The sequence below is a fragment of the Micrococcaceae bacterium Sec5.1 genome, from assembly GCA_039636795.1.
In the GTDB taxonomy this organism is placed as follows: domain Bacteria; phylum Actinomycetota; class Actinomycetes; order Actinomycetales; family Micrococcaceae; genus Arthrobacter.
The window spans coordinates 440252-464510 of sequence record CP143430.1 but is presented as its reverse complement, the minus strand read 5'-3'; the positions used below and the strand labels follow the sequence as shown (position 1 = coordinate 464510).

The 24259-nt window shown below is 62.2% G+C and carries 24 protein-coding genes; 19 read left to right on the top strand and 5 right to left on the bottom strand.

Going from position 1 to position 24259, the window contains the following annotated elements; all coding sequences use genetic code 11:
• From VUN82_02335 to VUN82_02295, 9 genes are all read left to right on the top strand, one after another.
• Positions 1–840 (top strand): methylenetetrahydrofolate reductase, encoded by an 840-nt coding sequence (locus VUN82_02335; protein XAS72718.1) that lies wholly within the window; start codon positions 1–3, stop codon positions 838–840.
• Positions 795–3113 (top strand): FdhF/YdeP family oxidoreductase, encoded by a 2319-nt coding sequence (locus tag VUN82_02330; GenBank protein XAS72717.1) that lies wholly within the window; start codon positions 795–797, stop codon positions 3111–3113. The genes VUN82_02335 and VUN82_02330 overlap by 46 nt, the downstream gene beginning before the upstream one ends.
• Before the next feature lie 152 nt (positions 3114–3265).
• Positions 3266–3688: a heme-binding protein gene (locus tag VUN82_02325; protein ID XAS72716.1), complete on the top strand. Its 423-nt coding sequence runs from the start codon at positions 3266–3268 to the stop codon at positions 3686–3688.
• 162 nt (positions 3689–3850) lie between these two features.
• Positions 3851–5068, top strand: a complete 1218-nt coding sequence (gene fdhA, locus VUN82_02320; protein ID XAS72715.1) for a formaldehyde dehydrogenase, glutathione-independent — start codon at positions 3851–3853, stop codon at positions 5066–5068.
• An 89-nt stretch (positions 5069–5157) separates the two neighbouring features.
• Complete coding sequence (locus VUN82_02315; GenBank protein XAS74583.1) at positions 5158–6420, top strand: molybdopterin molybdotransferase MoeA; 1263 nt, start codon at positions 5158–5160, stop codon at positions 6418–6420.
• Positions 6408–7289: a formate dehydrogenase accessory sulfurtransferase FdhD gene (fdhD, locus tag VUN82_02310; protein ID XAS72714.1), complete on the top strand. Its 882-nt coding sequence runs from the start codon at positions 6408–6410 to the stop codon at positions 7287–7289. Before VUN82_02315 ends, fdhD begins: the two co-directional genes overlap by 13 nt.
• A 128-nt stretch (positions 7290–7417) precedes the next feature.
• Positions 7418–8224, top strand: coding sequence for an IclR family transcriptional regulator (locus VUN82_02305; GenBank protein ID XAS72713.1), 807 nt, complete (start codon positions 7418–7420; stop codon positions 8222–8224).
• A gap of 482 nt (positions 8225–8706) precedes the next feature.
• On the top strand, positions 8707–10728 hold the full coding sequence (locus tag VUN82_02300) for a BCCT family transporter (GenBank protein ID XAS72712.1): 2022 nt from the start codon (positions 8707–8709) through the stop codon (positions 10726–10728).
• 12 nt (positions 10729–10740) lie between these two features.
• On the top strand, positions 10741–10926 hold the full coding sequence (locus tag VUN82_02295; GenBank protein XAS72711.1) for a hypothetical protein: 186 nt from the start codon (positions 10741–10743) through the stop codon (positions 10924–10926).
• A gap of 71 nt (positions 10927–10997) precedes the next feature.
• Here the strand turns inward: VUN82_02295 and VUN82_02290 are convergent, their stop codons facing one another.
• Positions 10998–11684: a fasciclin domain-containing protein gene (locus VUN82_02290; protein XAS72710.1), complete on the bottom strand. Its 687-nt coding sequence runs from the start codon at positions 11682–11684 to the stop codon at positions 10998–11000.
• Between the two features lie 244 nt (positions 11685–11928).
• Here VUN82_02290 and VUN82_02285 point away from each other — a divergent pair, with 244 nt between their 5' ends.
• Positions 11929–13629 carry a cytochrome c biogenesis protein DipZ gene (locus VUN82_02285; protein ID XAS72709.1) on the top strand — a complete coding sequence of 567 codons (1701 nt, stop codon included), beginning with the start codon at positions 11929–11931 and terminating at the stop codon, positions 13627–13629.
• Between the two features lie 104 nt (positions 13630–13733).
• Here the strand turns inward: VUN82_02285 and VUN82_02280 are convergent, their stop codons facing one another.
• Positions 13734–13985, bottom strand: a complete 252-nt coding sequence (locus VUN82_02280) for a hypothetical protein (GenBank protein ID XAS72708.1) — start codon at positions 13983–13985, stop codon at positions 13734–13736.
• 98 nt (positions 13986–14083) lie between these two features.
• Positions 14084–14458, bottom strand: a complete 375-nt coding sequence (locus VUN82_02275) for a VOC family protein (GenBank protein ID XAS72707.1) — start codon at positions 14456–14458, stop codon at positions 14084–14086.
• Positions 14459–14667: 209 nt separating this feature from the next.
• Between VUN82_02275 and VUN82_02270 the strand changes: the two genes are divergently transcribed.
• Positions 14668–15249 carry a GNAT family N-acetyltransferase gene (locus tag VUN82_02270; protein XAS72706.1) on the top strand — a complete coding sequence of 194 codons (582 nt, stop codon included), beginning with the start codon at positions 14668–14670 and terminating at the stop codon, positions 15247–15249.
• 57 nt (positions 15250–15306) lie between these two features.
• On the opposite strand, the gene VUN82_02265 is transcribed toward VUN82_02270, so the two are convergent.
• Positions 15307–16095, bottom strand: coding sequence for an IclR family transcriptional regulator (locus VUN82_02265; GenBank protein XAS72705.1), 789 nt, complete (start codon positions 16093–16095; stop codon positions 15307–15309).
• 175 nt (positions 16096–16270) lie between these two features.
• On the opposite strand from VUN82_02265, the gene VUN82_02260 reads away from it, so the two are divergent.
• From VUN82_02260 to VUN82_02250, 3 genes are read left to right on the top strand one after another with little or no spacing between them, the layout of a single operon-like run.
• On the top strand, positions 16271–16987 hold the full coding sequence (locus VUN82_02260; GenBank protein ID XAS72704.1) for a CoA transferase subunit A: 717 nt from the start codon (positions 16271–16273) through the stop codon (positions 16985–16987).
• Positions 16988–17046: 59 nt separating this feature from the next.
• On the top strand, positions 17047–17742 hold the full coding sequence (locus VUN82_02255) for a CoA transferase subunit B (protein ID XAS72703.1): 696 nt from the start codon (positions 17047–17049) through the stop codon (positions 17740–17742).
• On the top strand, positions 17739–18953 hold the full coding sequence (locus tag VUN82_02250) for an acetyl-CoA acetyltransferase (protein ID XAS72702.1): 1215 nt from the start codon (positions 17739–17741) through the stop codon (positions 18951–18953). The genes VUN82_02255 and VUN82_02250 overlap by 4 nt, the downstream gene beginning before the upstream one ends.
• 66 nt (positions 18954–19019) lie before the next feature.
• On the opposite strand, the gene VUN82_02245 is transcribed toward VUN82_02250, so the two are convergent.
• On the bottom strand, positions 19020–19598 hold the full coding sequence (locus tag VUN82_02245) for a heme-binding protein (GenBank protein ID XAS72701.1): 579 nt from the start codon (positions 19596–19598) through the stop codon (positions 19020–19022).
• A gap of 204 nt (positions 19599–19802) precedes the next feature.
• On the opposite strand from VUN82_02245, the gene VUN82_02240 reads away from it, so the two are divergent.
• The 5 genes from VUN82_02240 to VUN82_02220 all read left to right on the top strand — a co-directional run bounded on the left by VUN82_02240 (position 19803) and on the right by VUN82_02220 (position 24254).
• Complete coding sequence (locus tag VUN82_02240) at positions 19803–21098, top strand: sensor histidine kinase (protein ID XAS72700.1); 1296 nt, start codon at positions 19803–19805, stop codon at positions 21096–21098.
• The gene (locus VUN82_02235; protein ID XAS72699.1) at positions 21095–21721 is read left to right on the top strand and encodes a response regulator transcription factor; all 627 of its coding nucleotides are present in this window, start codon (positions 21095–21097) and stop codon (positions 21719–21721) included. Before VUN82_02240 ends, VUN82_02235 begins: the two co-directional genes overlap by 4 nt.
• 105 nt (positions 21722–21826) lie before the next feature.
• A complete protein-coding gene (locus VUN82_02230) occupies positions 21827–22393 on the top strand; it encodes a DUF308 domain-containing protein (GenBank protein ID XAS72698.1) in 567 nt (188 codons plus the stop codon).
• Positions 22394–22490: 97 nt separating this feature from the next.
• The gene (locus tag VUN82_02225; protein XAS72697.1) at positions 22491–23297 is read left to right on the top strand and encodes an exodeoxyribonuclease III; all 807 of its coding nucleotides are present in this window, start codon (positions 22491–22493) and stop codon (positions 23295–23297) included.
• A 33-nt stretch (positions 23298–23330) separates the two neighbouring features.
• Positions 23331–24254 carry a hypothetical protein gene (locus VUN82_02220; protein ID XAS72696.1) on the top strand — a complete coding sequence of 308 codons (924 nt, stop codon included), beginning with the start codon at positions 23331–23333 and terminating at the stop codon, positions 24252–24254.
• The last annotated feature ends 5 nt before the right edge of the window (positions 24255–24259 follow it).

The window sequence follows — 24259 nt, the reverse complement described above, 5'->3', positions numbered from 1 at the left end:
ATGGAAACGCCGATCCGCCTGGAGGTCAGTCCCTCCGCTGACCTTGCCCGGCAACTGCCTCCCGCTTATGAGGCGCCGGGGAAGGTCAGCGTGACCTGCCTGCCGCACCACGGTCCGGCCAGGACGGTTGCTGCGTCGATTGAGCTTGCCCGGCTGGGCTACCACGTGGTCCCGCACCTGGCAGCGCGGAGCATCGCCAGCCAGGCAGAGCTGCACCTGTTCCTGCATCAATTGCGCGATGAGGGTGTCCGGGAGCTTTTCCTCATTGCCGGGGACCGCAGTGCGCCTGCAGGTCCGTATTCCTGGAGTGGCCATCTGATGGAGGACATCAAGGCTTTCTCGGAAGATTTCTCCCTTGGCATCGCCGGTTACCCGGAAGGCCACCCACAACTGAGCGCAGAACAGTTACAGAGCAGCCTGGCCGGCAAGTCACCCATGGCGTCCTCCATGGTCACGCAAATGTGCTTTTCGGCTGAATCCATCAGCTCCTACCTGCAGGAGCTGCACCGGGTCGGTTCCCGGATTCCCGTGTGGGTGGGCGTTCCCGGGCCGGTCTCCGTGCAGAAGCTGCTGGCCATGGGTGCACGATTGGGCGTGGGACGCTCACTCAAGCTGGCCCGCGGCACAGGAATGGCCAAGGCACTCCTGCGCGGTGGTGACGTGCTGCGCTACGACAGCTCCGGCCTGATCCGGGACGTTCATCAGGCCCTCGACGGCCATCCGCTGTTTGCCGGCATCCACGTCTACAGCTTCAACGACCTCAGCCGCCTACCCAGATTTGAAGGGAAGATCGCATGGCTTCCAAAGCCCCCCGTGAAAACATCGACGAGTCAAAGCTGACCGTCACCAAACCCAAGACAAAGGCCGTCGGCATTCCAGCCGTTGCCAACGCACTGAAGATCTCCCTGGAACAAATGGGTCCGGTGCGCAGCGTGCAAACGCTGCTGGCAGTGAACCAGATCGATGGATTCGACTGCATGGGCTGCGCTTGGCCGGAGCACGAGAAGCGCAATGCAGCAGAGTTCTGCGAGAACGGGGCCAAGGCCGTCGCCGAGGAAGCTACCAAGCGCCGCGTCACGCCTGAGTTCTTTGCCCAGCACTCCGTAGCTGAATTGAAGACGCGCGATGACTACTGGCTGGGCCAGCAAGGCCGGCTGACCCACCCGATGTTCCTCGATGAAGGCGCCACCCACTACACGCCCATCGAATGGGACAAGGCCTATGACCTCATGGCCGAGGAACTCCGGGGCATGGACCATCCCGATCAGGCCGTTTTCTATACATCCGGCCGAACCTCCAACGAGGCAGCCTTCGTGTACCAGCTCCTGGTGCGCGGCCTTGGCACCAACAACCTTCCGGACTGCTCCAACATGTGCCACGAGTCCTCGGGCTCGGCGCTGGTGGAAACCATCGGCATCGGCAAGGGTTCGGTAAGCCTGACCGACTTGGAGACGGCGTCACTGATCTTCGTAGCCGGGCAGAATCCAGGTACCAACCATCCGCGCATGCTCAGCGCCCTGGAGAAGGCCAAGAAGAACGGCGCGGTCATCGTGTCCGTCAATCCCCTTCCCGAAGCCGGGCTCCTGCACTTTGAAAACCCCCAGCACGTGGCTGGCATGATTCAAGGGACCCAGCTGACGGATGACTTCCTGCAGATCCGTGCCGGCGGCGATCAAGCCCTCTTCCAGGGCCTGGGTAAGTACCTTGTGGAGGCCGAAGCCGCGGGTCGCAAAACCCCGGGCCTGGAAACCGTGCTGGACCACCGGTTCATCGAGGACCACACCGTGGGCATCGACGAATACCTGCATTTCCTGGAAAAAGTGCAGTGGGACGACATCGTGGAAGCAACAGGCCTCACCCTGGAGCAAATCCGCTCCACAGGCGAACGGCTCCTGGCCTCCAACGCCACCATCGTGTGCTGGGCCATGGGATTGACCCAGCACAAACATTCGGTACCCACCCTCCGCGACGTCGTTAACGTCCTGCTGCTTCAGGGGAACATCGGCAAGCCCGGCGCAGGAGTTTGCCCGGTGCGGGGCCACTCAAATGTCCAGGGCGACCGCACCATGGGCATCTTCGAGAAGATGCCGGAGAAATTCCACGACCGCCTGGACAACGAGTTCGCGTTCCTCTCACCACGGGAGCACGGCTACGACACTGTTGCCGCCATCCGTGCCATGAGGGACGGAAAGGTCCGCTTCTTCATGGGGATGGGCGGAAACTTTGTTCGGGCCGCCCCTGATTCGGAGGTCACGGAACAAGCGCTGGCCAACACAGGATTGAGCGTCCAGATCTCCACCAAGCTGAACCACTCGCACCTGTCCACGGGTCGTCGGGCGTTGATTCTTCCCACCCTCGGACGCACCGAGAAAGACACCCAGCGGACCGGTGACCAGAGGGTCACGGTGGAGGACTCCATGAGCGCGGTCCATGCCTCCCGCGGGCGCCTCAAGCCCGCGAGCGAGCACCTCCACTCGGAAGTTGCCATTGTCTGCAATCTTGCCCACCGGCTCTTCACCGACGGCGACGTGCGCCTGCCCAACGCCCCCAAGGCCGCGTGGCTGTCCATGCGTGATGACTACTCACTGATCCGCAAACACATCGAGGCCGTCTTCGATGGCTTCGAGAACTTCGAAGAGCGGATCCAGCACCCGGGCGGCTTCGTGCTGCCGCACCCGCCCCGCGATGCCAGGAAGTTCGACACCGCGTCAGGCAAAGCACACTTCACAGGCAACGAGCTTGAATACATCAAGGTCCCGCCCGACCGGCTGGTGCTCCAAACACTGCGCTCACACGACCAGTACAACACCACCATCTACGGCAAGGACGACCGCTATCGCGGCATCCACGGCGGCCGGCGGGTAGTCCTCATCAACGCGTCCGACATCGCCGAGCTGGGCTTTGCCGACGGTGACATGGTCCACCTGGTTTCTGAATTCCAGGGAACCGAGCGCCGGGCAGAAGACTTCCGCATCGTCGCGTACTCCACTCCAAAGGGGTGCGCCGCTGCCTACTACCCGGAAACAAACGTCCTTGTACCACTGGACTCTGTAGCCGATACCAGCGGCACACCGACGTCCAAATCCGTCATCATCAGGCTCGAACGGGCTTAAAAGGCTCTGGACACAGTGTGATGCGTGCCATAGTATGTGACTGATATATCTTTCCTAGTTGCGCAGAGATATCAGATGGCCAACGCGTAACCAGACTTCCGAACCCTCCAGTGGGCCATCTCGTCAAGAAGACATCAATCAACGGAGAAACAATGTCTGACATCACCCAAGTCCAAGCAGATGCCGTGCTTGCCGCAGCCCGCGACGCTGCCAGCGAAACCGCGACCGCCATGAACATCGCCGTAGTGGATGCCGGCGGCAACCTCAAGGCCTTCACCCGCATGGACGGGGCATGGCTGGGCAGCATCGATATTTCCATCAAGAAGGCACGCACTGCCCGCTTCTTCGACATGCCAACGGGGGCAATCGGCGAGCTTTCGCAGCCTGGAGGACCCCTCTACAACATCGAGGTGTCCAACGGAGGACTCATCACCTTCCCGGGAGGCATCCCCCTGCGCAGCGAGGACGGCACTGTGATCGGTGCGATCGGCGTCAGCGGCAGCACTGTGGAGAACGACCACACGATCGCATCCGCAGGAGCAGCAGTCCAGCTCCAGGGCGCGGCTGGGCTTTAGCCAAAACATTAGTCAAAAACACTAGGCAAGACTGTCCAATTGCCCGTGAATGGTGCTTCGGTGGCCTGAAACCTGGGGAGGTATTTCCTCATCGAAGCACCGCTCTCGGGCAATTGGACAGATCCAATTTCCGTACCACAACCCGCCCCAGGAGGAGTGTCCATGTCTGGAAACCGAGCAGTCGCCTACAAGGAACCCGGCGTAGTCGAAATCATCAACACTGACTACCCGACGTTCGAACTCAAGGACGGACCGGGCGTCAACCCGGCCAACGTCGGCCGGAAGGTACCGCATGGCGCGATCCTCCGCACTGTAACAACCAACATCTGCGGTTCCGATCAGCACATGGTCCGTGGCCGCACCACAGCCCCGCAGGACCTGGTCCTCGGCCACGAAATCACCGGCGAGGTGGTGGAGGTGGGTCCCGACGTCGAGTTCATCAAAGTGGGCGACATCGTCTCGGTGCCGTTCAACATTTCCTGTGGCCGCTGCCGGAACTGCAAAGAGCAGAAGACCGGCATCTGCCTCAACGTCAACCCTGACCGCCCCGGCAGCGCTTACGGCTATGTGGACATGGGCGGTTGGGTGGGTGGACAGGCCGAGTACGTGCTGGTTCCCTACGCCGACTGGAACCTGCTGCGCTTCCCGGACCGCGACCAGGCCCTGGAAAAGATCATGGACCTGACCATGCTCTCGGACATCTTCCCCACCGGATTCCACGGCGCCGTTACTGCCGGGGTTGGCGTAGGGTCCACGGTGTACGTCGCCGGTGCCGGCCCTGTGGGTCTCGCTGCCGCCGTCGGCGCCCAGTTGCTTGGCGCCGCCGTCGTGATTGTGGGCGACATGAACGAGGACCGACTGGCACAAGCGCGCTCGTTCGGCTGCGAAACCGTCAATGTCTCCAACGGAGACCCGAAGGAGCAGATCCTGCAGATCCTCGGGGTGCCGGAAGTGGATTGCGGCGTGGACGCCGTTGGCTTCGAAGCCCGCGGCCACGGACGGGACGCCTCGCACGAGGCTCCGGCCACCGTGCTGAACTCCCTCATGGACATCACCGCAGCCGGTGGTTCCCTGGGCATCCCGGGCCTCTACGTCACCGGCGATCCGGGCGGAATCGATGAAGCAGCCAAGCACGGTTCCCTGTCGCTCTCGCTGGGCACCGGCTGGGCAAAGTCCTTGTCCTTCACCACGGGCCAATGCCCGGTGATGAAGTACAACCGCCAATTGATGATGGCCATCCTCCACGACAAGGTCCAGATCGCCAAGGCAGTCAATGCCCAAGCCATCCCGCTTGAGGACGCTCCCCGCGGCTACGCCGAATTCGACGCCGGAGCGGCAACAAAGTTCGTACTGAACCCGAACGGCTACGTGAAGGCTTAATACACAAAAACACCAGGAAGGGGGCATCCATGCTCGCACAGGAAATCATCGACGGCACGTCGCCAACGTCCCATGTGCCGTGCGAGCGGATGCCTGCCCCGACGTGGTCTGAAGCCCGGCAGATGGCCTTCGATTGCGCTGTTCCGCTTGCGTCTGCGTCTGTACCCTTGGCGGACGCGATCGGATACATGCTGACCACTGAAGTGACGGCGCAGCAGGACCTTCCGCACTACGCGTCCTCTGCCATGGATGGCTGGGCCATTCATGGCAGAGGACCGTGGAAGATCACGACGGCGGGGCTGCCGCTATCGCCGGGAGAAGCCAGCGTCATTGCCACCGGAGGCCTGGTCCCTGAGGGTGCCGTAGCGGTACTTCGGAAAGAGAGCGGACAGGTCCTCGACGCCGGATACGGGCTGCAGCTCTCACTGAAACCAGATGTGAAATCCGGCGAGACGCTCCCCGGCCGCCACATACGGCCAGCCGGTGAAGAAGCCCGAGCCGGCGACGTCCTCGTACCCGCCGGCACACTCCTCAACCCTGCCCACATTGCCCTTGCTGCCGTAGCAGGCCACGACGAACTGCAGGTACAACGCAAGCCGCGGGTCGCCGTCGTACTTACCGGTTCCGAGGTGGTGACCTCGGGTGTGCCGGCAGCGGGGCAGGTGCGCGACACCTTCGGCCCGCAACTGGGTGCCGTGATTTCCCAGCTGGGCGGAATCCCAGGCAGCCAGCAACGGATTGGCGACTCGTACGATGAGTGGCTATCGGCACTTGCGGGCCCGCCCGGAGGTGAGCGCCCCGATGTCACGATCACCACCGGCGGCACTGGGAAATCCGGAACCGACCACTTCCGCACTGCAGTGGCCGCGCTCGGTGGGCGCTTACTGCTGGACGGCGTCGCTATGCGCCCGGGGCATCCTGCGGTACTGGCTGAACTTCCGGACGGCCACTTCATCATCGGCCTACCAGGCAACCCCCTGGCCGCCATGATGGCCCTCATGACCATTGGTGAGCCACTGCTGGCTGCCCTCCAAAACCGTCCTTTCCAAACAGCCGGCCACCTTACGTCCGGGGCGGACATTGATCCGGGCCCAGGCCGGACACAACTCATTCCGTGCACCTTTGTCCACGGCCTCGCGTTTCCTGCTTCACATACAGGCCCCGGCATGATGCGCGGGCTGGCTTGGGCCGACGGCTTCATGGCCGTTCCCCCTGACGGAGTGGAGGCAGGCGAACCCGTCCCGGTCATGCCGCTGCCCTGGACCAGCGCCTGGTCAAGCGCTTGGTCGCAGTCGCAAGCAACCAACGAATTCCCACACCAGCCAGGAAGGTACGCACCATGGCACGGATGACACAGCGCCGGAAGATCCACCGCTTCCATCTCGACGGGACAGGTACCGAATATCCGGTGCGGTTCAAGGAAGACGTCCTGGCCGCCGAAGAGCCCCTGGAAATCAGGATCGGCGGCCGCTCCTTCGCCGTGACCATGAGGACTCCGGGAGACGACTTTGACCTGGTGGCCGGGTTCCTGGTGTCCGAAGGCATCATCCGCAGCCAGTCCGAGCTGATCTCCCTGCGTTTTTGCGCCGGCGAGAAGGACGGGACGCAGACGTTCAATGTGGTGGAGGCCCAGCTTCGCTCAGACGTACAAATGCCGGACACCATGCGCCACGTGTACACCTCCAGCTCATGCGGCATCTGTGGGACGGACTCCATCGAGGCCGTCCGCAAGACCCTCCACTTCGACCCCGCCCAGGACGGGCTGCGGGTTCCCGTTGACATCTTGGCCGAACTGCCCGAACGCCTCCGGGAAGCCCAGGCAGTGTTCGACAGGACCGGTGGCGTCCACGCGGCCGGGCTCTTCAGGGTGGACGGCGCAACGCCGGAACTCCTCTGTCTGCGGGAGGACGTGGGCCGCCACAACGCCGTGGACAAAGTGGTGGGCTGGGCTTTGCGCCAGGATCTGCTGCCACTGACGGGATTGGTCCTGCAGGTTTCAGGGCGGGCATCGTTCGAGCTTGTCCAGAAGGCGGCCCTCGCCGGCATACCTGTCCTTTCCGCAGTGAGCGCGCCGTCCAGCCTTGCCGCCGACCTCGCCACTAAGACCGGCGTGACACTGGTTGGCTTCAGCCGCGGACACAGCCTCAACGTCTACGCCGGACGTGACAGACTGGTCCGCCCCCGCAAGGTGGCCAGGGAGGAGGCTTTGGTCGGGATCTGACCGCCCCTTCTGCGGGTTTATGTGCAGGGCCCGTGTCCGTGTCGGACTAGGATGAGGAAAGACGAGGAGCAGGCCAGGCAGGGCTTTACGGCCCGGACCACCTGCTTGGGACAACGACACGAGGCATCATGGCCCCAGCTAACAATCCGGACATCGAGAAGGACGCAGACGCCCAGGGCGGAGGCGTCCAGTCGGTGGACCGCGCACTCCAAATCCTGGAAATCCTCGCCCGCGAAGGCGACGCCGGTGTCAGTGAAATTGCTGACGAGATGGGCGTCCATAAATCCACGGTGTCCAGGCTTGTGGGCTCGCTGGTTAACCGCGACCTTGTCCGGCAGAACAATGAGAGGGGCAAGTACCAGCTGGGTTTCGGCATTCTCCGGCTGGCAACATCCATCCCCGGCAGGCTGAGCGTGGTGCGCGAGGCAAGGGAAGTACTGGAAGCGCTCGCGGCTGAGTTCAAGGAAACTGTCAACCTTGCTGTGCTTCGATCCAACTATGCCGTCAACGTGGATCAAGCCATGGGCCCCTCAACGCTTGCCACCTACGACTGGGTGGGCAGCCTGACGCCACTGCATGCCACGTCCAGCGGCAAAGTGCTCCTGGCCGCGCTGACAGCTGACGAACGGAACCAAGTCCTTAAGACCGTCGGACTCCCAGCCCGCACACCCCGAACCATCACCAACCGCGGGGAGCTGGAGAAGCAGCTGCTCGACGTCGCGCGGAACGGCTACGCGGTGGTCCATGAAGAGTTCGAAATCGGTCTGACGGCCGTGGCCGTGCCTATCTTCAACCACATGGGCAGTGTCATCGCCGCAGTAAGTATCTCCGGCCCTGCCTTCCGTTTTGCTCCCGAGGAGCAGCCAGGGCTCATAGAGGCCCTCCGCGAGGCTGGCCTGGCCATCAGCGCCAAGATGGGCTACCGACGCCGCTAGGTGTATGCCCGCCGGGCCCGCCCGCGTAATCCACGCCTTTAAGTACAGCTAGCTGGCGTCGCTTAGCGTGCCCATTTTTCGCCTTGAATGTCGCTTTTTACGCAACAGTAACCACTATGCGCAACTGCCTGAGGCGCCTCGGGGCGAGTGTCAAGATGCCTGAAGTGGAAAAGAAACACCTTGACATTGACCTGTGACGGGGCGCACTCTGTTGCATAACGCGAGAACTGTTGATCCTTGCGAGACGCAAGAAGGCGACTAAGCCTAAGCGCCACAAATCCCGTTCGCCGACCAAAAGAGGTGCACCATGCACAAGGCCTGCCCCATCAGTGAGCTCGATTCGGGGCAGGCGCTCCGACTTGATACTGCTCCACAAATGATGGTCATGGAGTCGGACGAAGCCCCCAACCCTCTACCCGCTCCCACCCTCCAGGGCCATGTATAAACCCAAGCCCATGACTCGCCGAGCAAAGGACCCGCTCATGGCTATAAATAGTGATCTAAAGCCTCTAACTCCCGAGGAAGTGCCCGCCACGGATAACCTGGCCGACACTCCTTCATCACATAGAACCAACCGCCTGGAAAACTCCGGGGACGTCATCAGCGTCTCCCCGGAGGAAACCAACCCCGCAGTCCTCGACGATGAGGACGGAGGCGCAGAAACACTGCCGGATACTGAGGAATACGCACAGATCCTTGAAGAACTGCGCCATGCCAGGACCGAGCAGGCAGTTACTGCCCGCCGGAACCAGAAACTTACGCTGGATAAAGTCACCTTCGGAATCACGGGCGCCATCGCCGTCGCCTTCGTGGTCTGGGGCTTCGTCGGCCGGGACAGCCTTTCCGAAACTTCCAAAGGCGCCCTGAACTGGGTCATGGAATACACCGGCTGGCTCTTCATGGTTCTTGCCTCCTTGTTCGTCGTCTTCGTCCTCTGGCTCGCCCTGGGCAAGTTCGGCAACATCCCGCTTGGCAAGGACGGCGAGAAGCCGGAATTCCGTACCGTCTCCTGGGTAGCGATGATGTTCGCCGCCGGCATGGGCATCGGGCTCATGTTCTATGGCGTGGCTGAGCCGCTCTACCACTACATCTCGCCACCACCGGGCACTGTGGACGGCCGCACCCCTGCTGCCATCCAGACGGCCATGGCCACCTCGATCTTCCACTGGACCCTGCACCCATGGGCCATGTACGCAGTAGTGGGCATCGCCATGGCCTACGGCACCTACCGTTTGGGTCGCAGGCAGCTGGTCTCCGCAGCGTTCACGGCGCTGTTCGGCATCAGGATGGTGGAAGGCCCGCTCGGGAAATTCATCAACATCCTGGCCATCTTTGCCACCCTGTTCGGCACCGCCGCCTCCCTGGGCCTCGGTGCCCTTCAGATCGGCAGCGGCATGACCTCCAACGGCTGGGTGGGTGAGATCGGCACCCCGGTACTCGTGGTGATCGTAGCCATCCTCACCTTCTGCTTCGTCGCGTCAGCAGTCTCCGGCATCAGCCGCGGCATCCAGTGGCTTTCCAACATCAACATGGTGCTGGCAGTCGTCCTGGCACTCATCGTGTTTATTGCCGGCCCCACCTTGTTCATCCTCAACCTGATCCCTTCAGCCATCGGCGACTACGCCCGGGACCTGGCAGAAATGTCGTCCCGGACAGAGGCGGTCGGCGACGAAGCACTGCGTAGCTGGATGACCAGCTGGACCATTTTCTACTGGGCCTGGTGGATCTCCTGGACGCCCTTCGTCGGCATGTTCATTGCACGCATCAGCCGCGGCCGAACCATCCGTCAGTTCGTCACCGGCGTTCTGCTGGTGCCAAGCATCGTCAGCGTTATCTGGTTCGGCATCTTCGGTGGAGCTGCCTTCCACGTCCAGCAGGAAGCTGACAAGGCCGGCACACCCGGTTTGGTGACCATGACCAACGGTGTGCCCTCCGTCAATTTCGACGGCGCACTCTTCGATCTCGTCAAGAACCTTGGCATGCCCGGCTGGGCCACAGCAGCGGTGATCGTGCTGGCCATGGTGCTGGTGGCAATCTTCTTCATCACTGGTGCAGACGCAGCCTCCATTGTCATGGGATCGCTCAGCTCCAACGGAGCAGAACACCCCCGGCGTGGAGTAGTGATCTTCTGGGGAAGCCTTACCGGTGCAGTAGCAGCGGTCATGCTCCTGGCTGGCGGCGACGAACCATCCGAGGCTTTGGCCGGACTTCAAAGAGTCACGATTGTTGCCGCGCTACCGTTCGTCATCGTCATGCTGCTGCTCTGTTTCGCCCTCACGAAGGACCTGCGCCGTGATCCCCGGTCACTCCATAAGCGCTTGGCGACATCCGTTGTTGAACGCGCGATTCGTACGGGCGTGGAACAACATCGGGGCGTTCAATTTGACCTGGTGACCAGGCACGAGTGTGCGGAGGACTGCCCTGACTCCGACTGTCCCGGCGGAACTCCGACCGGAAGCATCCCCAGGGTTCAGTCTCCCCGGACCGACCCAACCGACAAGTAAGGTATCCCAGCCATGACTCAGACCCATGAACAAGAAAGCACTCTCCGTGTCTCCACTGATTCCGGAGACACCGTGAGCTTCACCTTGGATGCAACGAAACCGGTAACGGTCAAGCTCCAGGTTGACGGTGGTTGCACTTGTGGAAGCACCGCCACCGTCCAGGGCTCCTACGTAAATAGCGACTTGGGCAAGCGCTGACTACTAATTTCCAACACAAAAAGCAGGCGCCGGGATCCCGGCGCCTGCTTTTTTGTTTGCGGACTGGCAGGTTACTTGGGCATCAGCACGGAGTCGATCAGGTAAACCGTTGCGTTGGCCGTGTGGACGCCGCCGCAAATCACGTTGGCGCCATCAACTGTGAGTGCATCTTTGCTGCCGCCAACGGTCACTTCGCCGCCCTGGACTGTTTTGTGCGTACCGACGATCTGGTCCGGGCTCAGCTGGCCAGGGACTACGTGGTAAGTGAGGATCTTGCTCAGCAGGGCATCGTCCGTCTTGAGAGTCTCAATGGTTGCGGGGTCGATCTTTGCGAAAGCATCGTCAACAGGTGCAAAGACAGTGAATTCGCTGCCGTTGAGGGTGGAGACCAGGTCCACTTTCGGGTTGAGCTTGCCCGAAACAGCGGCAGTCAAAGTCTTCAGGAGCGGGTTGTTCGAAGCGGCAACGGCAACCGGGTCCTGCGCCATTCCCACTACCGAGCCGGCACCATCCGGAACCTGGGCGGCGTAACCGGCACAGCCGGGGCCAACAAGATCACGGGCGGGATCCATGGCGGCGCTGGTCATGGCAGAAGCCGACGGCGACGGTGCCGCGGACGTCATCTCCGGCGCAGGGGACGACGACGCCGACGACGGAGGCGTGCTGGAGCTGCTTGAACCACCACAAGCCGTGAGTCCGAGAAGGGCGGCTGCAGTGAGGCCAACGAAGGCGAGGGCGGGGCGCTTTGTGGACAACATGTCATTCTCCTTGTTCGTGGAACCAGGGCATTGGGTCCATTGGGTGTGGGCACTGGCTGCCCGGCGCTGCTTCTGCGTCGCCGGCGGTTTGTGCCTCACCAGCTATTCGGAGGTCGCACCGGCGTGGATGGGTGCGGATTGAAAAAGTTTTCAAACCAAGCCATCGCGGCTTCGGCTCCGAACTGCTTACAGATATCCGGAGCCGGCACCCTTCACGGCCGGTCCGGCGACGTTGGGAGACGCAATGCTGCAATTAGCACTTATCGGCCTGCTGGGTGGGCTGATTACAGGTATTTCGCCCTGCATCCTGCCCGTCTTGCCGGTCATCTTTCTTTCCGGAGGTGTGCAGGGTGCGCGCAAAGGCACTGTAACTAGCTGGCGCCCGTACCTGGTGATCCTTGGCCTGGTGATCAGCTTCAGCACCTTCACGCTGGTTGGCTCGTTCCTGCTGACGTTGGTGAACCTGCCGCAGGACCTGCTTCGATGGATCGGGCTGGTGGTACTGGTGCTCATTGGTTGTGGCCTCATTTTCGATCGTTTCCAGCACATCCTGGAGAAGCCGTTCTCCTGGATCCCGCAACGCAAAGTGGGCACCGAAAACGGCGGGCTGGTGCTGGGACTGGCGCTCGGCGTCGTCTATGTCCCCTGTGCAGGACCGGTGCTTGCCGCCATTGCCGTGGCCGGCGCCACCGGCCAGGTGGGCCCCGAAACCATAGTCCTCACGTTGACGTTTGCCCTCGGCGCAGCCGTTCCGCTGCTGGTGTTCGCGCTGGCTGGGCGCCGCGTCGCAGAGCGCGTCAAGGCCTTCCGGAAGAACCAGCGCAAGATCCGCATCGCCGGTGGCGTCATGATGATCGCCTTGGCAATCGGGTTGGTGTTCAACCTTCCCCAGCTGCTGCAGAAGCTCGTGCCCGACTACACCTCCACACTCCAGGAGCAGGTCCAGGACAACGAGGCCGTGAAGAAAGCCCTGGATCTTGGTGGCCTGGTAAATGACCAAAACCGCGAGCTGGACAAGTGCAGCAACGGCTCCACGGATCTGGAATCGTGCGGGACGGCGCCGGATGTCAAGGGCATCCAGGAGTGGTTCAACACCCCCGGCGGTCAGGCCGTGAACTTGAAGGACCTCAAAGGCAAGGTGGTCCTGGTGGATTTCTGGGCCTATTCCTGCATCAACTGCCAGCGCTCCGTTCCGCACCTGACCGATTGGTACAGCAGGTACAAGGACTCCGGCCTGGAAATCATCGGCATCCACTCCCCCGAGTACGCGTTCGAGAAAGAGACCCGCAACGTCATTTCCGGCGCGCAGGACCTGGGCATCACCTACCCCGTTGCCATCGACAACACCCTCTCCACCTGGACCAACTACCGCAACCGCTACTGGCCGGCCCACTACCTGATCGATTCCGAGGGAACAGTCCGTCACATCAAGTTCGGCGAGGGCGGCTACCAGACCATGGAGAAGCTGATCCGCGAACTCCTGCAAGAGGCCAACCCTTCAGCGGCGCTCCCCGCGCCCATTGAAGCGTCCGACGACGCCCCGGTAGCAGGTGCCACCACTCCGGAGACGTACTTGGGCACCACCAAGAAGGTCAACTATGCGGGCACGGAACCCTATAAAGCCGGGGTGGGACTGTATTCAACGCCGGCCGACCAGCCCGGTGACAGCTTTTCCTTGAAGGGTTCGTGGGATCTCGGAACGCAATCCATCACCCCTGCCAGCGCCGGTTCTTCCATTGCCCTGAATTACCACGCCAAGCAGGTGTACATCGTGGTCAGCGGTGAAGGCATGATCGACGTTGTCCGGGATGGGAAGACCACGTCCGTAGCGGTCTCAGGGACGCCGACGCTCTATCAGATCGTGGACGACTCCGGGGTCCACGAGGGCAAGCTGGAAGTCAAGATCCCACAGGGCATCCAAGCGTACTCCTTCACATTCGGATAGGGTGCGCTGCTGGAAGCTGGGTTGGCCGGGCCCACTCTTGTTCGCTCTCCTCACCCTTGTACGGCGGGGGAAACGAACAAGAGCAAGCTCGTGGCGTGGAGAGCCTATTTGTTGGCGAAGTACACGGCAAGGAAGATGGCACCACTGATGAAAGCCAGGATTCCCAAAACCTTCCCGGCCGTAGCCTTTACTCCGTATCCTTCGGCCTTGCGGGCGGTGAGGAATGCCATGGCTCCAAAGCCCACGCCGAAAATGAACAGGCCGATGATGCCAAAAATGATCGAGTTCTTGCGGTATTTAGTCCCCAGGATGAGGTCTTCTTCAGGGCCAACTACATACTGACGGGTGGTGGTCATGGTTCTCCAAAAAGTGGGGCGAGCTGGACCAAGCGATCGGTCGAACATTATTTCGCCGTTTGAAGAACTCCAAATGGCTCGGACACAATGGCGAAGGCTTAGACATACGGCTTCGTGATCAGCTCCAGCGCGTGGCCCGAGGGGTCCTTGAAGTAGACGCCCCGGCCACCGTGCTCCGTGTTGGTCTCGCCTGGACGGGTCATCTGCGGATCCGCCCAATGCTCGACGCCGGCACTCACCAGCCGCTGATAGGCCCGGTCAAAATGCTGATCGTCAACCAGGAAGGCGTAGTGCTGCATCTGGATCTCAACCGGAGGCTCGGCGAATTGGAGCATCACGCCGGCAGCCAACGTCAGGTTGGTGAAGGGCCCCCAGCTGGGTGCTTCGTCCGCTTGGAGGATGGACCGGTAGAACTCGGCGGAAGCGACGCGATCGGTGGACGCGATGATGGTGTGGTTAAAAAGGGCGGGCATGCATGACTCCTAGTTGTGTGGATTTCGTTCGATGGGTTTCAGGGTCATCAATCCACGGGGAGGAGCGCGCGCAGCGCTGGCACATGTCACGGCGCCAGCACCCGTCAGAACTCGGCCGGGTAGCCAATCCGTGCAGGGCAGGTGCCCGATCCGGTCATCACGTCCGCCAGTCTAGCGAAGAGTTGGGCGGCGGTGACAGGATGGGCGGCATGGGAATCGAGGTTCGTCCGGCAACGGTGTTCGAGGACGTGAAAACCATCGTCGGCCCCAAACGTCCGGATGCCAATGTGTGCTGGTGCCTGAGTTACCGGATTCCCTCGAAGCAGAACCTTGAGCTCCAGCGGGAGGAGCGGGGAAAGTTCGTGGAAAGGCTGGTAGCGGAGGATCCGCCGCCAGGCGTTCTCGCTTACGACGGCGGCGAAGTAGTCGGGTGGGCTGCCGTGCACCCCCGGGCCGACACCAGCTTTGCGACTAGCCGAAAGATCCCCCACGCGGACAAAGCCGATGTGTGGTCTGTCTGGTGCATCAGGGTGCGGCCCGGGCATCGCGGCAAGGGCATTTCGCACAAGCTGCTAAAGGGTGCAATTGACTTCGCAAAGAGCCATGGCGCGCCAGCCATTGAGGGCTACCCCGTGGACAACAAGGGCAACAGGGTGGATCTGACCATGGCGTACGTGGGTACCCGCAGGCTGTTCGAGCAGGCCGGCTTCACCAAGGTCGCCGAAACGACGTCCGTCCTCAACGGATTCCCGAGGGTGCTGATGCGTCTGGACCTGCGCTCACCCAACTAGGGGACAGCAAACGGTCCACTGGGCTCTCATTGGAGCATGTGCTGTCCCCTACTTGGGTCAGGATCCCTGCAGTTTTGCGGTCATGCGATGGGCTTCCTCGAGCAGCAATTTGCCGAGGAATTCCTGTCGATCAGGACGGAACCGTGGTTCGATCCCCGTCAAGGAAAGGGCCCATGCCGGACGCCCCTGTTGGTCAAAAACGGCCGCGCCCATCCCCCAGCTTCCTTCAAGGATCAGCCCCGGGTTCACGGAGTAGCCCGCCAGCCGCGTGCGCTCAAGGTTATCCCGGACCACGTCAGATGGATGCCCCACGGCAAAGTCGCCAGCGTGCGCAGACCAATCCTCAAGCAGGGTTTCCTGCTCGTCGGTGGGCAGGAAGGCCATGATGGCCGTTCCTGCCGAGGCAACTCCCAAAGGAAAACGTACGCCTTCATGCAGCACGAAGGACCTCACCGGGAACGAGCCTTCCTCGCGCAACACGCAGACAGTTTCGTTGCCGCGTCGGATGGAGAAGAACGCGCTCTCGCCAGTTTCGGCGGCGAGGCGGCGCAGGCTGGGCCGGGCAATGTCCTCCATGGGGAAGCGTGCCGCCGCTACGGATCCCAGGAGGAAGATTTCCGGACCAAGAACCCACTTCCCCGCGGCTGAATCGTGTTCCAGCAATCCCTCCGCAGCCAGCGACGTCAGCAGCCGGTGCACGGTTGGCCGTGTCAGCCCTGATTCACGAACCAATCCGGCCAACGACGTCCCCTCGGGTTTGCGTCCCACCAGCCTCAGCAGCAGGGCAACACGGCCCACAACCTGGGCACCCTGCACCGGGTTTTGCGTGGATTTCTGTTCGGTCACAAAGCCTCCTGAAGATTTCGTCCACAATATGGACACGATTGAGCCTACAGTCCACAGCGTGAGTAGCCAAGCCCTGAAGCCGTTGACCACAGCAAGGATCACTCCTAGGCTCCTTTACAGATAACCAGTCCACAACGTGGATACTTCCACAACAAAGACTCAAAGAGGAGTTCCAATGTCGAAGATGCACGCCAGCGCAACCGAAGCGCTCCATGACCTGATGGCAGACGGCCTGACCATCGCCGTCGGGGGTTTTGGCCTCAGTGGCATCCCGGCCGACCTGATCGACGCCGTCCGGGAGTCCGGCGCCAAGGATCTCACCATCGTCTCCAACAACATGGGCGTGGATGGCAAGGGGCTTGGCGTGCTGATCGAGGCAGGCCAGGTGAGGAAAGTCATCGCCTCGTACGTCGGCGAGAACAAGCTGTTTGCCGAGCAGTATCTGGCCGGCAAGCTCGACGTCGAATTCACTCCGCAAGGCACCCTCGCCGAGCGGCTCCGCGCTGGCGGTGCCGGCATCCCTGCCTTCTACACGCGGACTGGCGTGGGCACCCTGGTTGCCGAAGGAAAGGCGTTGGAAGAGTTCGACGGCGTGACGTACGTCCGCGAGCGCGCCATCACCGCCGACGTCGCGCTTGTACACGCCCACACCGCCGACACGGATGGAAACCTGATCTACCGCTACACAGCGAGGAACTTCAACCCTGTGGTGGCAACAGCCGGCGCCGTCACCATCGCTGAGGCGGAGATCATTGTGCAACCGGGCGAGCTCGACCCCAATCACATTGTCACGCCCGGCGTCTTCGTCCAAAGGCTGGTGCAGGCCAGCGCGCGGGTTAAGGACATCGAACAGCGCACAGTCCGCCCGCGGCGCGAAGCGCTCACGGTCTAGAGAAGCGCTAACGGTCTAAGAGAAGCGCTAACGGTCTAAGAGAATAGGGAGCACACATCATGGCTTGGACACGAGACCAGATGGCCGCCATTGCGGCTGAAGAATTGAACGACGGCGACTACGTCAACCTCGGCATCGGCATCCCCACCTTGGTGGCCAACAACCTGCCCGACGGCGTGCGGGTGGTTCTCCAAAGCGAGAATGGCCTGCTCGGCATGGGCCCGTTCCCTTATGAGGGCGAGGAGGACGCGGACCTGATCAATGCGGGTAAGCAGACCGTCACTATCACATCGGGTGGAAGCATTTTCGATTCCGCCACGTCCTTCGGCATGATCCGGGGCGGCCATGTGAAGGTGGCGATTCTGGGCGCCATGCAGGTCTCCGGCAGCGGCGACCTCGCCAATTGGACCATCCCGGGAAAGATGGTCAAGGGCATGGGCGGCGCCATGGATTTGGTGGCCGGGACACCGCGGGTAGTGGTCCTCACCGAGCACAATGCCAAGGACGGCTCGGCCAAAATCGTCACGGAATGCACGCTGCCGCTCACCGGGCTGAGGTGCGTTGACCGGATCATCACGGACCTCGCGGTCTTCGACATCGAGGCCGACGCGGAAAAGCACGACGGCGGCACGAGCCTCCTGCTCACCCGCCTCGCCCCAGGTGTCACGGTGGAAGAGATCCACAGCAAGACAGAGGCGGAGTTCACGGTAGCGCTCACGTCTGAAGAACACACACTTGAAGGAGCAAGCGCATGAGCTTGAAAGACCAGTTCGGCAAGGACATCCTGCTCACCGGGTGGGGACACAGCAAGTTCGGCAAACTCACGGACCACACCCTCGAGTCATTGATTGTCCAAGTAGCCGGTGAAGCAATCCGCAATTCCGGGCTTGAGCCCAAGGACATCGACGAGGTCTATCTCGGCCAGTTCAACTCAGGCATGCAGCCGCTGGGATTCACGTCGTCGCTGGCACTGCAACTCTCGGCAGACCTCGCCAACGTCCCGGCGACGCGCACGGAGAACGCTTGCGCTTCCGGTTCCGCCGCGTTCCAGCAAGGCGTGAAGGCTGTGCTCGCCGGAACTGCCCGCAATGTTTTGGTGATCGGCGCGGAGAAGATGACCGACGCCGGAGCGGACGTAGTGGGGGCAGCCTTGCTTGGTGCGTCGTACGAAATGGCGGGTAAGGCGTCCACCACAGGGTTCACAGGGTTGTTCGCGGAGGTGGCGAAGCACTACGGGAAGCGCTACGGCACGGGCATAGACGCGGCCACCTACCCCGGAGGCCTGGGCGATGTCCTCGGTTCCATTGCAGCCAAGAACCACCACAACGGCATGGATAATCCCTACGCCCAGATGCACCGGGATTTTGGCGAGGAATTCTGCCGCACCATCTCGGACAAAAACCCCATGGTCGCGGACCCCTTGCGCCGTACGGACTGTTCGCCGGTCTCGGACGGTGCGGCCGCCGTCGTGATTTCAACGTCGGCTACCGGCGGCGCAACCGCACCTGTGCGCTTGGCGGGCTTCGGTCACGCGAACGATTTCTTCCCCGCGGAAAAGCGCGATCCCACCGAGTTCGCCGCTACCCGTGTCTCTTGGGAGCGGGCGCTGGGCATGGCAGGCGTGGGCATCGACGGACTGGACTTCGCCGAAGTCCACGACTGCTTCACCATCGCCGAGCTCGTCATGTACGAGGCCATGGGCCTGACTCCACGCGGCGAAGGTTCGCGCGCTGTCCAAGAAGGCTGGGTGTATAAGGACGGCAAACTTCCCGTCAACGTGTCCGGCGGCCTGAAGGCCAAGGGGCATCCCGTGGGGGCCACCGGAGTGTCGCAGCATGTCATTGCGGCGATGCAGCTCACGGGGACCGCCGGCGACATGCAGCTTCCCAATGCCCGGCGAGGCGCCGTCCAGAACATGGGAGGCGTGGGCATCGCGAATTACGTCAGCGTGCTGGAGGCGATCTAACCCAAGTAAGTCGCAGCACTGCGCGTTTTGAGGGCTGAAAACGCGCTCAGCTGCGACTTACTTGGGCTACTTTGCAGCCGTGGTCAGGGCTTCGGCACCAGCAGTCGCGCACGCCTCGTCCAAGGCGCCGTCGGGAGCACCGCCGACGCCGATGCCAGCCACGGATACGCCGTTGACCTTCAGCGGAACACCACCAGCCAGGAAAAGCGTGCCGGGAAGGTCCGCGATGGACGGGCCGGTGCCGTTGATGCGCTTGGCCAGTTCGCTGGTGGGGGCACCGAAGGCAGCCGCGGTGTAGGCCTTCTGCTTGGCGGCCTCGATGGTGTGCTCGGCGGCGTTGTCACCGCGGAGTAGGGCCTGGACAGTGCCGAAGCGATCCACGAGGGCCACAGTCACGAACGGAAGCTTGTCTGCCTGGCACTTGGCAAGCGCGGCATTCACGGCCTTGCTGGAAGCACCCACGGTGATTCGATTCTGGGAAACCACATTCTCAGGTGCCGGCTGGACCTCGGCACTGACTGGCGCAGCGGGTACGTTAACAGGCGCGGCGCCGGGGGCTACGGCATTGGCTACGGCGGTAACCCCACCAGTGAGCAACAGTGCTCCGGCAGCAGCGGCGGCAATCATCTTGTTGGACTTCTTCACGGAGTTCTCCTCGTGGCAGGCAATTTCGGGTACATCTCCATGGTTCCGGGAGCAACCCCAGGGGCACATCGGCCGTGTGCCGGTTCCAAGCTCAGCCTTTCCGCCAGCCGCATCAGCCAAAAGGTGGAGAGACCAGCAATCATGCGGGATCTAGCATGGAAAGAGCGCCTACCACCGACAGAGACGGAAACAGGAAACTCCCCGATGCCAGCAGCCCCTCAACGGCCGGATCCCAGCAGCCGTGCGGATCCAAGCGGCCGGATCGATACCCGCATTGACGCCGTGGTGCATTTGGGGTTCGCCGTGCTGATGGTCTCCTCTGCTGTCCGGTACGTCATGCGCCACTCCCCCGCGGACAACCTCTGGACTGTGGCCTTGGCTGTCAGCGTATGTGCCCTGTACGTCGTGACAGCGTTGCTGGCCCAACACCGCCAGCTCACCCAACACGGCAAACCCATGCAGAGCCAACAAACCCAAAACCGCAAGCTGTGGATGTTTGCCTTGGTGGCCGCGTGGGCTGCCCTGGTGATCGCGGCGCCCAGCTTCGCATGGTGTTCCTTTGCGATTTTCTTCCTCAGCCGCACCGCGTTCCGTGGGTGGGCCGCGTATCTGGCGGGCGGCGCGACGGCGGCGGCCACCGCCGTCGGGCTTTTCCGTATGAGCGGCTGGACCGACGTCGCGATGCTGCTCGGACCGCTCGCTGCAGGTGCCTTGCTCACGTTGATTTACGACAAGATCGAGCGCGACGGCGCACTCCAGCGAAAGCTCTTCGAAGATGTAGCCCAAGCGCAGGAACAGCTGGCGGCGAGTGAACGAACAGCAGGAATCGCGGCCGAACGCGAGCGTGTTTCACGTGAAATCCACGACACCATCACCCAGGGCCTCGCGAGCGGCCTGCTCCTGCTTGAAGCAGCCCAACGTTCCTGGCCCAATCCTGAGGCACACCACGAAGTCAGCAAAGCAACCAGTCTCCTCCGCGGGAACCTTGCCGACACCCGGAGCCTCGTGCACGAGCTCTCGGTGCCTGGCCTCGAAACTGCGCCCCTTCTCGAAGCCTTGGAGCGGGCGGCCCAGCAGTACCTGGACCACGTCCTTGTGCAGGTCACCGGCGAGACCCGTCCCATCCCGCCCGAGGTTCGGCATGCCCTGCTCCGCGTCACCCAGAGCGCCGCGGCCAACATCAAACTTCATGCCCATGCGGACAACGCCAGCGTGACTCTTGGGTACCTTCCGGACGCGATCACCCTTGACGTGTTCGACGACGGCCGCGGCTTTGATCCCGGAGCGGTACCTCCGCCGTCGGAAGCGGGAGGATACGGTCTACGCGCCATGCGACAACGCATTGAGCAGCTGGGCGGAGAATTGTCCGTGGAGAGCTCTCCGGGCGAGGGCACCATCATCGCAGCCCAGATCCCGCTGCCGGCTCTACCTGAAGGTACGCCTGAAGACAGGTCGCCTGAAGCTACATCGCCCGCAGACATATCGAAGGAGTCCTTGTGACCACCATTTCCGTGCTGCTTGTGGACGACCACACGGTAGTCCGGAGCGGGCTGAAGGCGCTGTTGGGCACCCAGGCCGATATCGTCGTCGTCGGTGAAGCATCATCAGGTGAGGAAGCGCTGGAAGCGGCACAGCAGCATTCACCGGCAGTGGTTCTTATGGACCTCGCAATGGGTGCGGGAATCGACGGCATCGAGGCCATCAAGCAGTTGCGGCAGCGCAATCCACAGCAGGCCGTGATCGTGTTCACCACTTACGATTCCGACGCCGACATCGTCCGTGCCGTCGATGCCGGCGCCATGGGTTACCTGCTCAAGGACGCCGCACCGGAAGAGATCTTTGCAGCCGTAAGAGGCGCTGTGCAGGGCAAAAGCGTGATGAGCGCGCCCGTGGCTTCCCGGCTTTTCCAACAGCTGCGGAACCCGGACGAAATCCTCACGCCCAGGGAGGCAGAGCTCCTGAGCCTCCTGACCGAGGGCCTCAGCAACCGCGATCTGGGCAAACGCCTCTTCATTTCCGAAGCAACCGTCAAAACCCATCTGGCCCACATCTATGCCAAGCTCGGCGTGGAGACGCGGGCGGCCGCTATCGCAACCGCCATTCGTCGCGAAGGCATGCGGTAGGCCGGCCGCGTGCGGTAGACCGGCCACATGACGTAGGCCAGCCGCGCCCGCAATTCAGGGCTCGTTCCTATATATCCACCGGCAACATTCCATTAAGCTGGCACTATGTCCGCCGCTTCCGAGCGCAAGATGTTCAAACATTCCGGAACCGCCCTGCTGTTCCGGGGAATCCTGGCCGTGCTCTTTGGACTCTTGGTTGCATCTTTGCCAGTAGCCACGGTCTTCGGACTGGTTTTCGTTTTCGGTGTCTTCGCAATCGTGGACGGCCTCACCAACGTGGCCCACTACTTTTACGACCCTTCACGCCATTCCGGCTGGACGATGGTGGGAGGCTTCATCTCCCTCGCCGCCGGTTTGGTGGCGGTCGCGTGGCCGGGAATCACAGCTGCAGCCTTTGGCATCCTGATTGGACTCTGGGCCTTGGTCCTGGGGCTTTCCGAAATCATCTTCGCGTTTGCAGCAAGGAGCTCCGTCAATGGTTGGAGAGTCTGGCTGCTGACAGGTCTTGTGACGGCGCTTTTTGGACTGTTTGTCCTGATCAACCCCGGCTTCGGGTTCCTGGGCGTGGTGGGTTTGCTGGCAGCCTTCTCCGTAGTTGCGGGGCTGTTGTTGATCGTTTGCGGCGTCAAGATGCGCAGGGGCGCCTCGTCTTCGTTCATGTACGCCCACTGATCGTCCGTGTCGCGGCAGGCGTGCCGCAAACGTGCCGCAGCCCAGCAATCCTTCATGAGGGGATGCGCTGGGCGCCAAGTTCGGTAAGTTAGTGGCTGTGAAGATAGCTACCTGGAATGTGAACTCCCTCCGTGCCCGTGCCGACCGCGTCGAAGCGTGGCTTGAGCGCAGTGACTGTGATGTCCTGGCCATCCAGGAGACCAAGTGCAAGGACGATAACTTCCCGTGGGAGCTCTTTGAGCGCATGGGCTACGAGGTTGCGCACTGCGGCGTGAACCAGTGGAACGGCGTCGCCATCGCCTCGCGTGTTGGACTGGAGGATGTAGAGCGCACCTTCCTGGATCAGCCGATGTTCGGCAAGGCCGGCAAGGATCCCGCGCAGGAAGCCCGAGCCATCGCCGCAACCTGCGGCGGCATCCGCATCTGGAGCCTGTATGTTCCGAATGGCCGCTCGCTGGACGACGAACACATGCCGTACAAGCTCAAGTGGCTTGACGTCCTTCAGGGCAACGCCGCAGAGTGGCTCAAGTCCGCACCTGCAGCACAGGTCGCACTCATGGGCGACTGGAACATTGCACCGTTCGATGACGACGTCTGGGACATCGAACTGTTCCGCAACAACAACTACACGCACGTCAGCGAGCCGGAGCGCGCCGCTTTTCATGCCTTCGAAACCGCCGGCTACACCGACGTCGTCCGCCCGTACACACCCGGCCCCGGCGTCTACACGTACTGGGACTACACGCAGCTGCGCTTCCCGAAGAAGGAAGGCATGCGCATCGACTTCTGCCTGGCTTCCCCGGCCTTGGCGGCCCGGGTTACCGGTGCTTCCATCGACCGCGAGGAACGCAAGGGCAAGGGCGCCTCGGACCACGCTCCCGTGATCGTGGAGCTTGCAGACTAATCACCGCTGATGGACGAAAGGGGCCGGCTGGAGATGACTGGAAACCTGTATAGGGGCCAGGCAGGATTGCCGTTCTCTTCGTCCCTGCGCATTTACGAGCCCCTTGAGGCTTTTCCTCCCGAGCAGCAGCGCCAACTCGTGGCGGACAGCAGCAAGATACGGTCGCGCGCCGCCGTCGAAAATGCGGAGCTCCAAGCCTCGCTGGGCCGCATCACGCGGACCGGCGGAGACCCTTTCCCCACGGGGCGGACTGATTTGGTGCGCATGACGCGGGTTCCCGGCGGGCGGCACACTGCAGTGGACAGTGCCACAGACGCGACCGCTGGCGCGTCACCGCAGGATAAGGACGCCCACGACGCCGGACGGCTGCTTTACTGCCCCAGCCAACTGGTGATTCGGGCCGGGCTGGCAGCGAATGCCCTCATGGATGGTGTGCACAGCCCGCTGGCTGATCTGCTGATTCCGGTTTCGCAGCGGGACAAGCATCAAGCCAGGATCGATCGCATCAACGCCGGGGAAGAAGCCAAGCGTGTCCATACTCGGGCTTCCACCTGGGGTATCCCGTTTAGCTGGTTCTCGCTTTTCGCTGAGTCTGACCGCAAGGATGTGGTGGAGTCTGACGGGCATATCCTCACGGTCCGGGTGTGGACACCGTTGACCGAGGCCCTGGACCGGGCACGCTTTGCTGTAGCCCACCTGGCCTTGGCAGCTCCGGACCTGGACATGCTGGACGATCTCACGCAGCTCACCGAATGGCTGGAGTTGTTCCACGTCCAGTCCATGGTGGAACTGGATTACGGAGCTGTGGCGGACAAGGTGTACCCGGACGAATCCCCCATGGATGTACGCCTCGGGATCGAATGCCTGGCTGAGGGAGATATGACGGGCGCGGCTGCAGCTTATCGCCGGCTGGCCTCACGCTGGATCCCCATCCGTCAGTTGGCGCGGGCCTCGTAGCCTTT

Excerpts from the sequence above, each read along its gene's own strand:
- VUN82_02270 (XAS72706.1), top strand. The coding sequence starts at position 14,668 with ATGGGAATCGAGGTTCGTCCGGCAACGGTGTTCGAGGACGTGAAAACC.
- fdhA (XAS72715.1), top strand. The coding sequence starts at position 3,851 with ATGTCTGGAAACCGAGCAGTCGCCTACAAGGAACCCGGCGTAGTCGAA.
- VUN82_02305 (XAS72713.1), top strand. The coding sequence starts at position 7,418 with ATGGCCCCAGCTAACAATCCGGACATCGAGAAGGACGCAGACGCCCAG.
- VUN82_02280 (XAS72708.1), bottom strand. The coding sequence starts at position 13,985 with ATGACCACCACCCGTCAGTATGTAGTTGGCCCTGAAGAAGACCTCATC.
- VUN82_02335 (XAS72718.1), top strand. The coding sequence starts at position 1 with ATGGAAACGCCGATCCGCCTGGAGGTCAGTCCCTCCGCTGACCTTGCC.
- VUN82_02260 (XAS72704.1), top strand. The coding sequence starts at position 16,271 with ATGTCGAAGATGCACGCCAGCGCAACCGAAGCGCTCCATGACCTGATG.
- VUN82_02295 (XAS72711.1), top strand. The coding sequence starts at position 10,741 with ATGACTCAGACCCATGAACAAGAAAGCACTCTCCGTGTCTCCACTGAT.
- VUN82_02300 (XAS72712.1), top strand. The coding sequence starts at position 8,707 with ATGGCTATAAATAGTGATCTAAAGCCTCTAACTCCCGAGGAAGTGCCC.
- VUN82_02275 (XAS72707.1), bottom strand. The coding sequence starts at position 14,458 with ATGCCCGCCCTTTTTAACCACACCATCATCGCGTCCACCGATCGCGTC.
- VUN82_02250 (XAS72702.1), top strand. The coding sequence starts at position 17,739 with ATGAGCTTGAAAGACCAGTTCGGCAAGGACATCCTGCTCACCGGGTGG.
- VUN82_02290 (XAS72710.1), bottom strand. The coding sequence starts at position 11,684 with ATGTTGTCCACAAAGCGCCCCGCCCTCGCCTTCGTTGGCCTCACTGCA.
- VUN82_02330 (XAS72717.1), top strand. The coding sequence starts at position 795 with ATGGCTTCCAAAGCCCCCCGTGAAAACATCGACGAGTCAAAGCTGACC.
- VUN82_02230 (XAS72698.1), top strand. The coding sequence starts at position 21,827 with ATGTCCGCCGCTTCCGAGCGCAAGATGTTCAAACATTCCGGAACCGCC.
- VUN82_02240 (XAS72700.1), top strand. The coding sequence starts at position 19,803 with ATGCCAGCAGCCCCTCAACGGCCGGATCCCAGCAGCCGTGCGGATCCA.
- fdhD (XAS72714.1), top strand. The coding sequence starts at position 6,408 with ATGGCACGGATGACACAGCGCCGGAAGATCCACCGCTTCCATCTCGAC.
- VUN82_02325 (XAS72716.1), top strand. The coding sequence starts at position 3,266 with ATGTCTGACATCACCCAAGTCCAAGCAGATGCCGTGCTTGCCGCAGCC.
- VUN82_02220 (XAS72696.1), top strand. The coding sequence starts at position 23,331 with ATGACTGGAAACCTGTATAGGGGCCAGGCAGGATTGCCGTTCTCTTCG.
- VUN82_02255 (XAS72703.1), top strand. The coding sequence starts at position 17,047 with ATGGCTTGGACACGAGACCAGATGGCCGCCATTGCGGCTGAAGAATTG.
- VUN82_02315 (XAS74583.1), top strand. The coding sequence starts at position 5,158 with ATGCCTGCCCCGACGTGGTCTGAAGCCCGGCAGATGGCCTTCGATTGC.
- VUN82_02285 (XAS72709.1), top strand. The coding sequence starts at position 11,929 with ATGCTGCAATTAGCACTTATCGGCCTGCTGGGTGGGCTGATTACAGGT.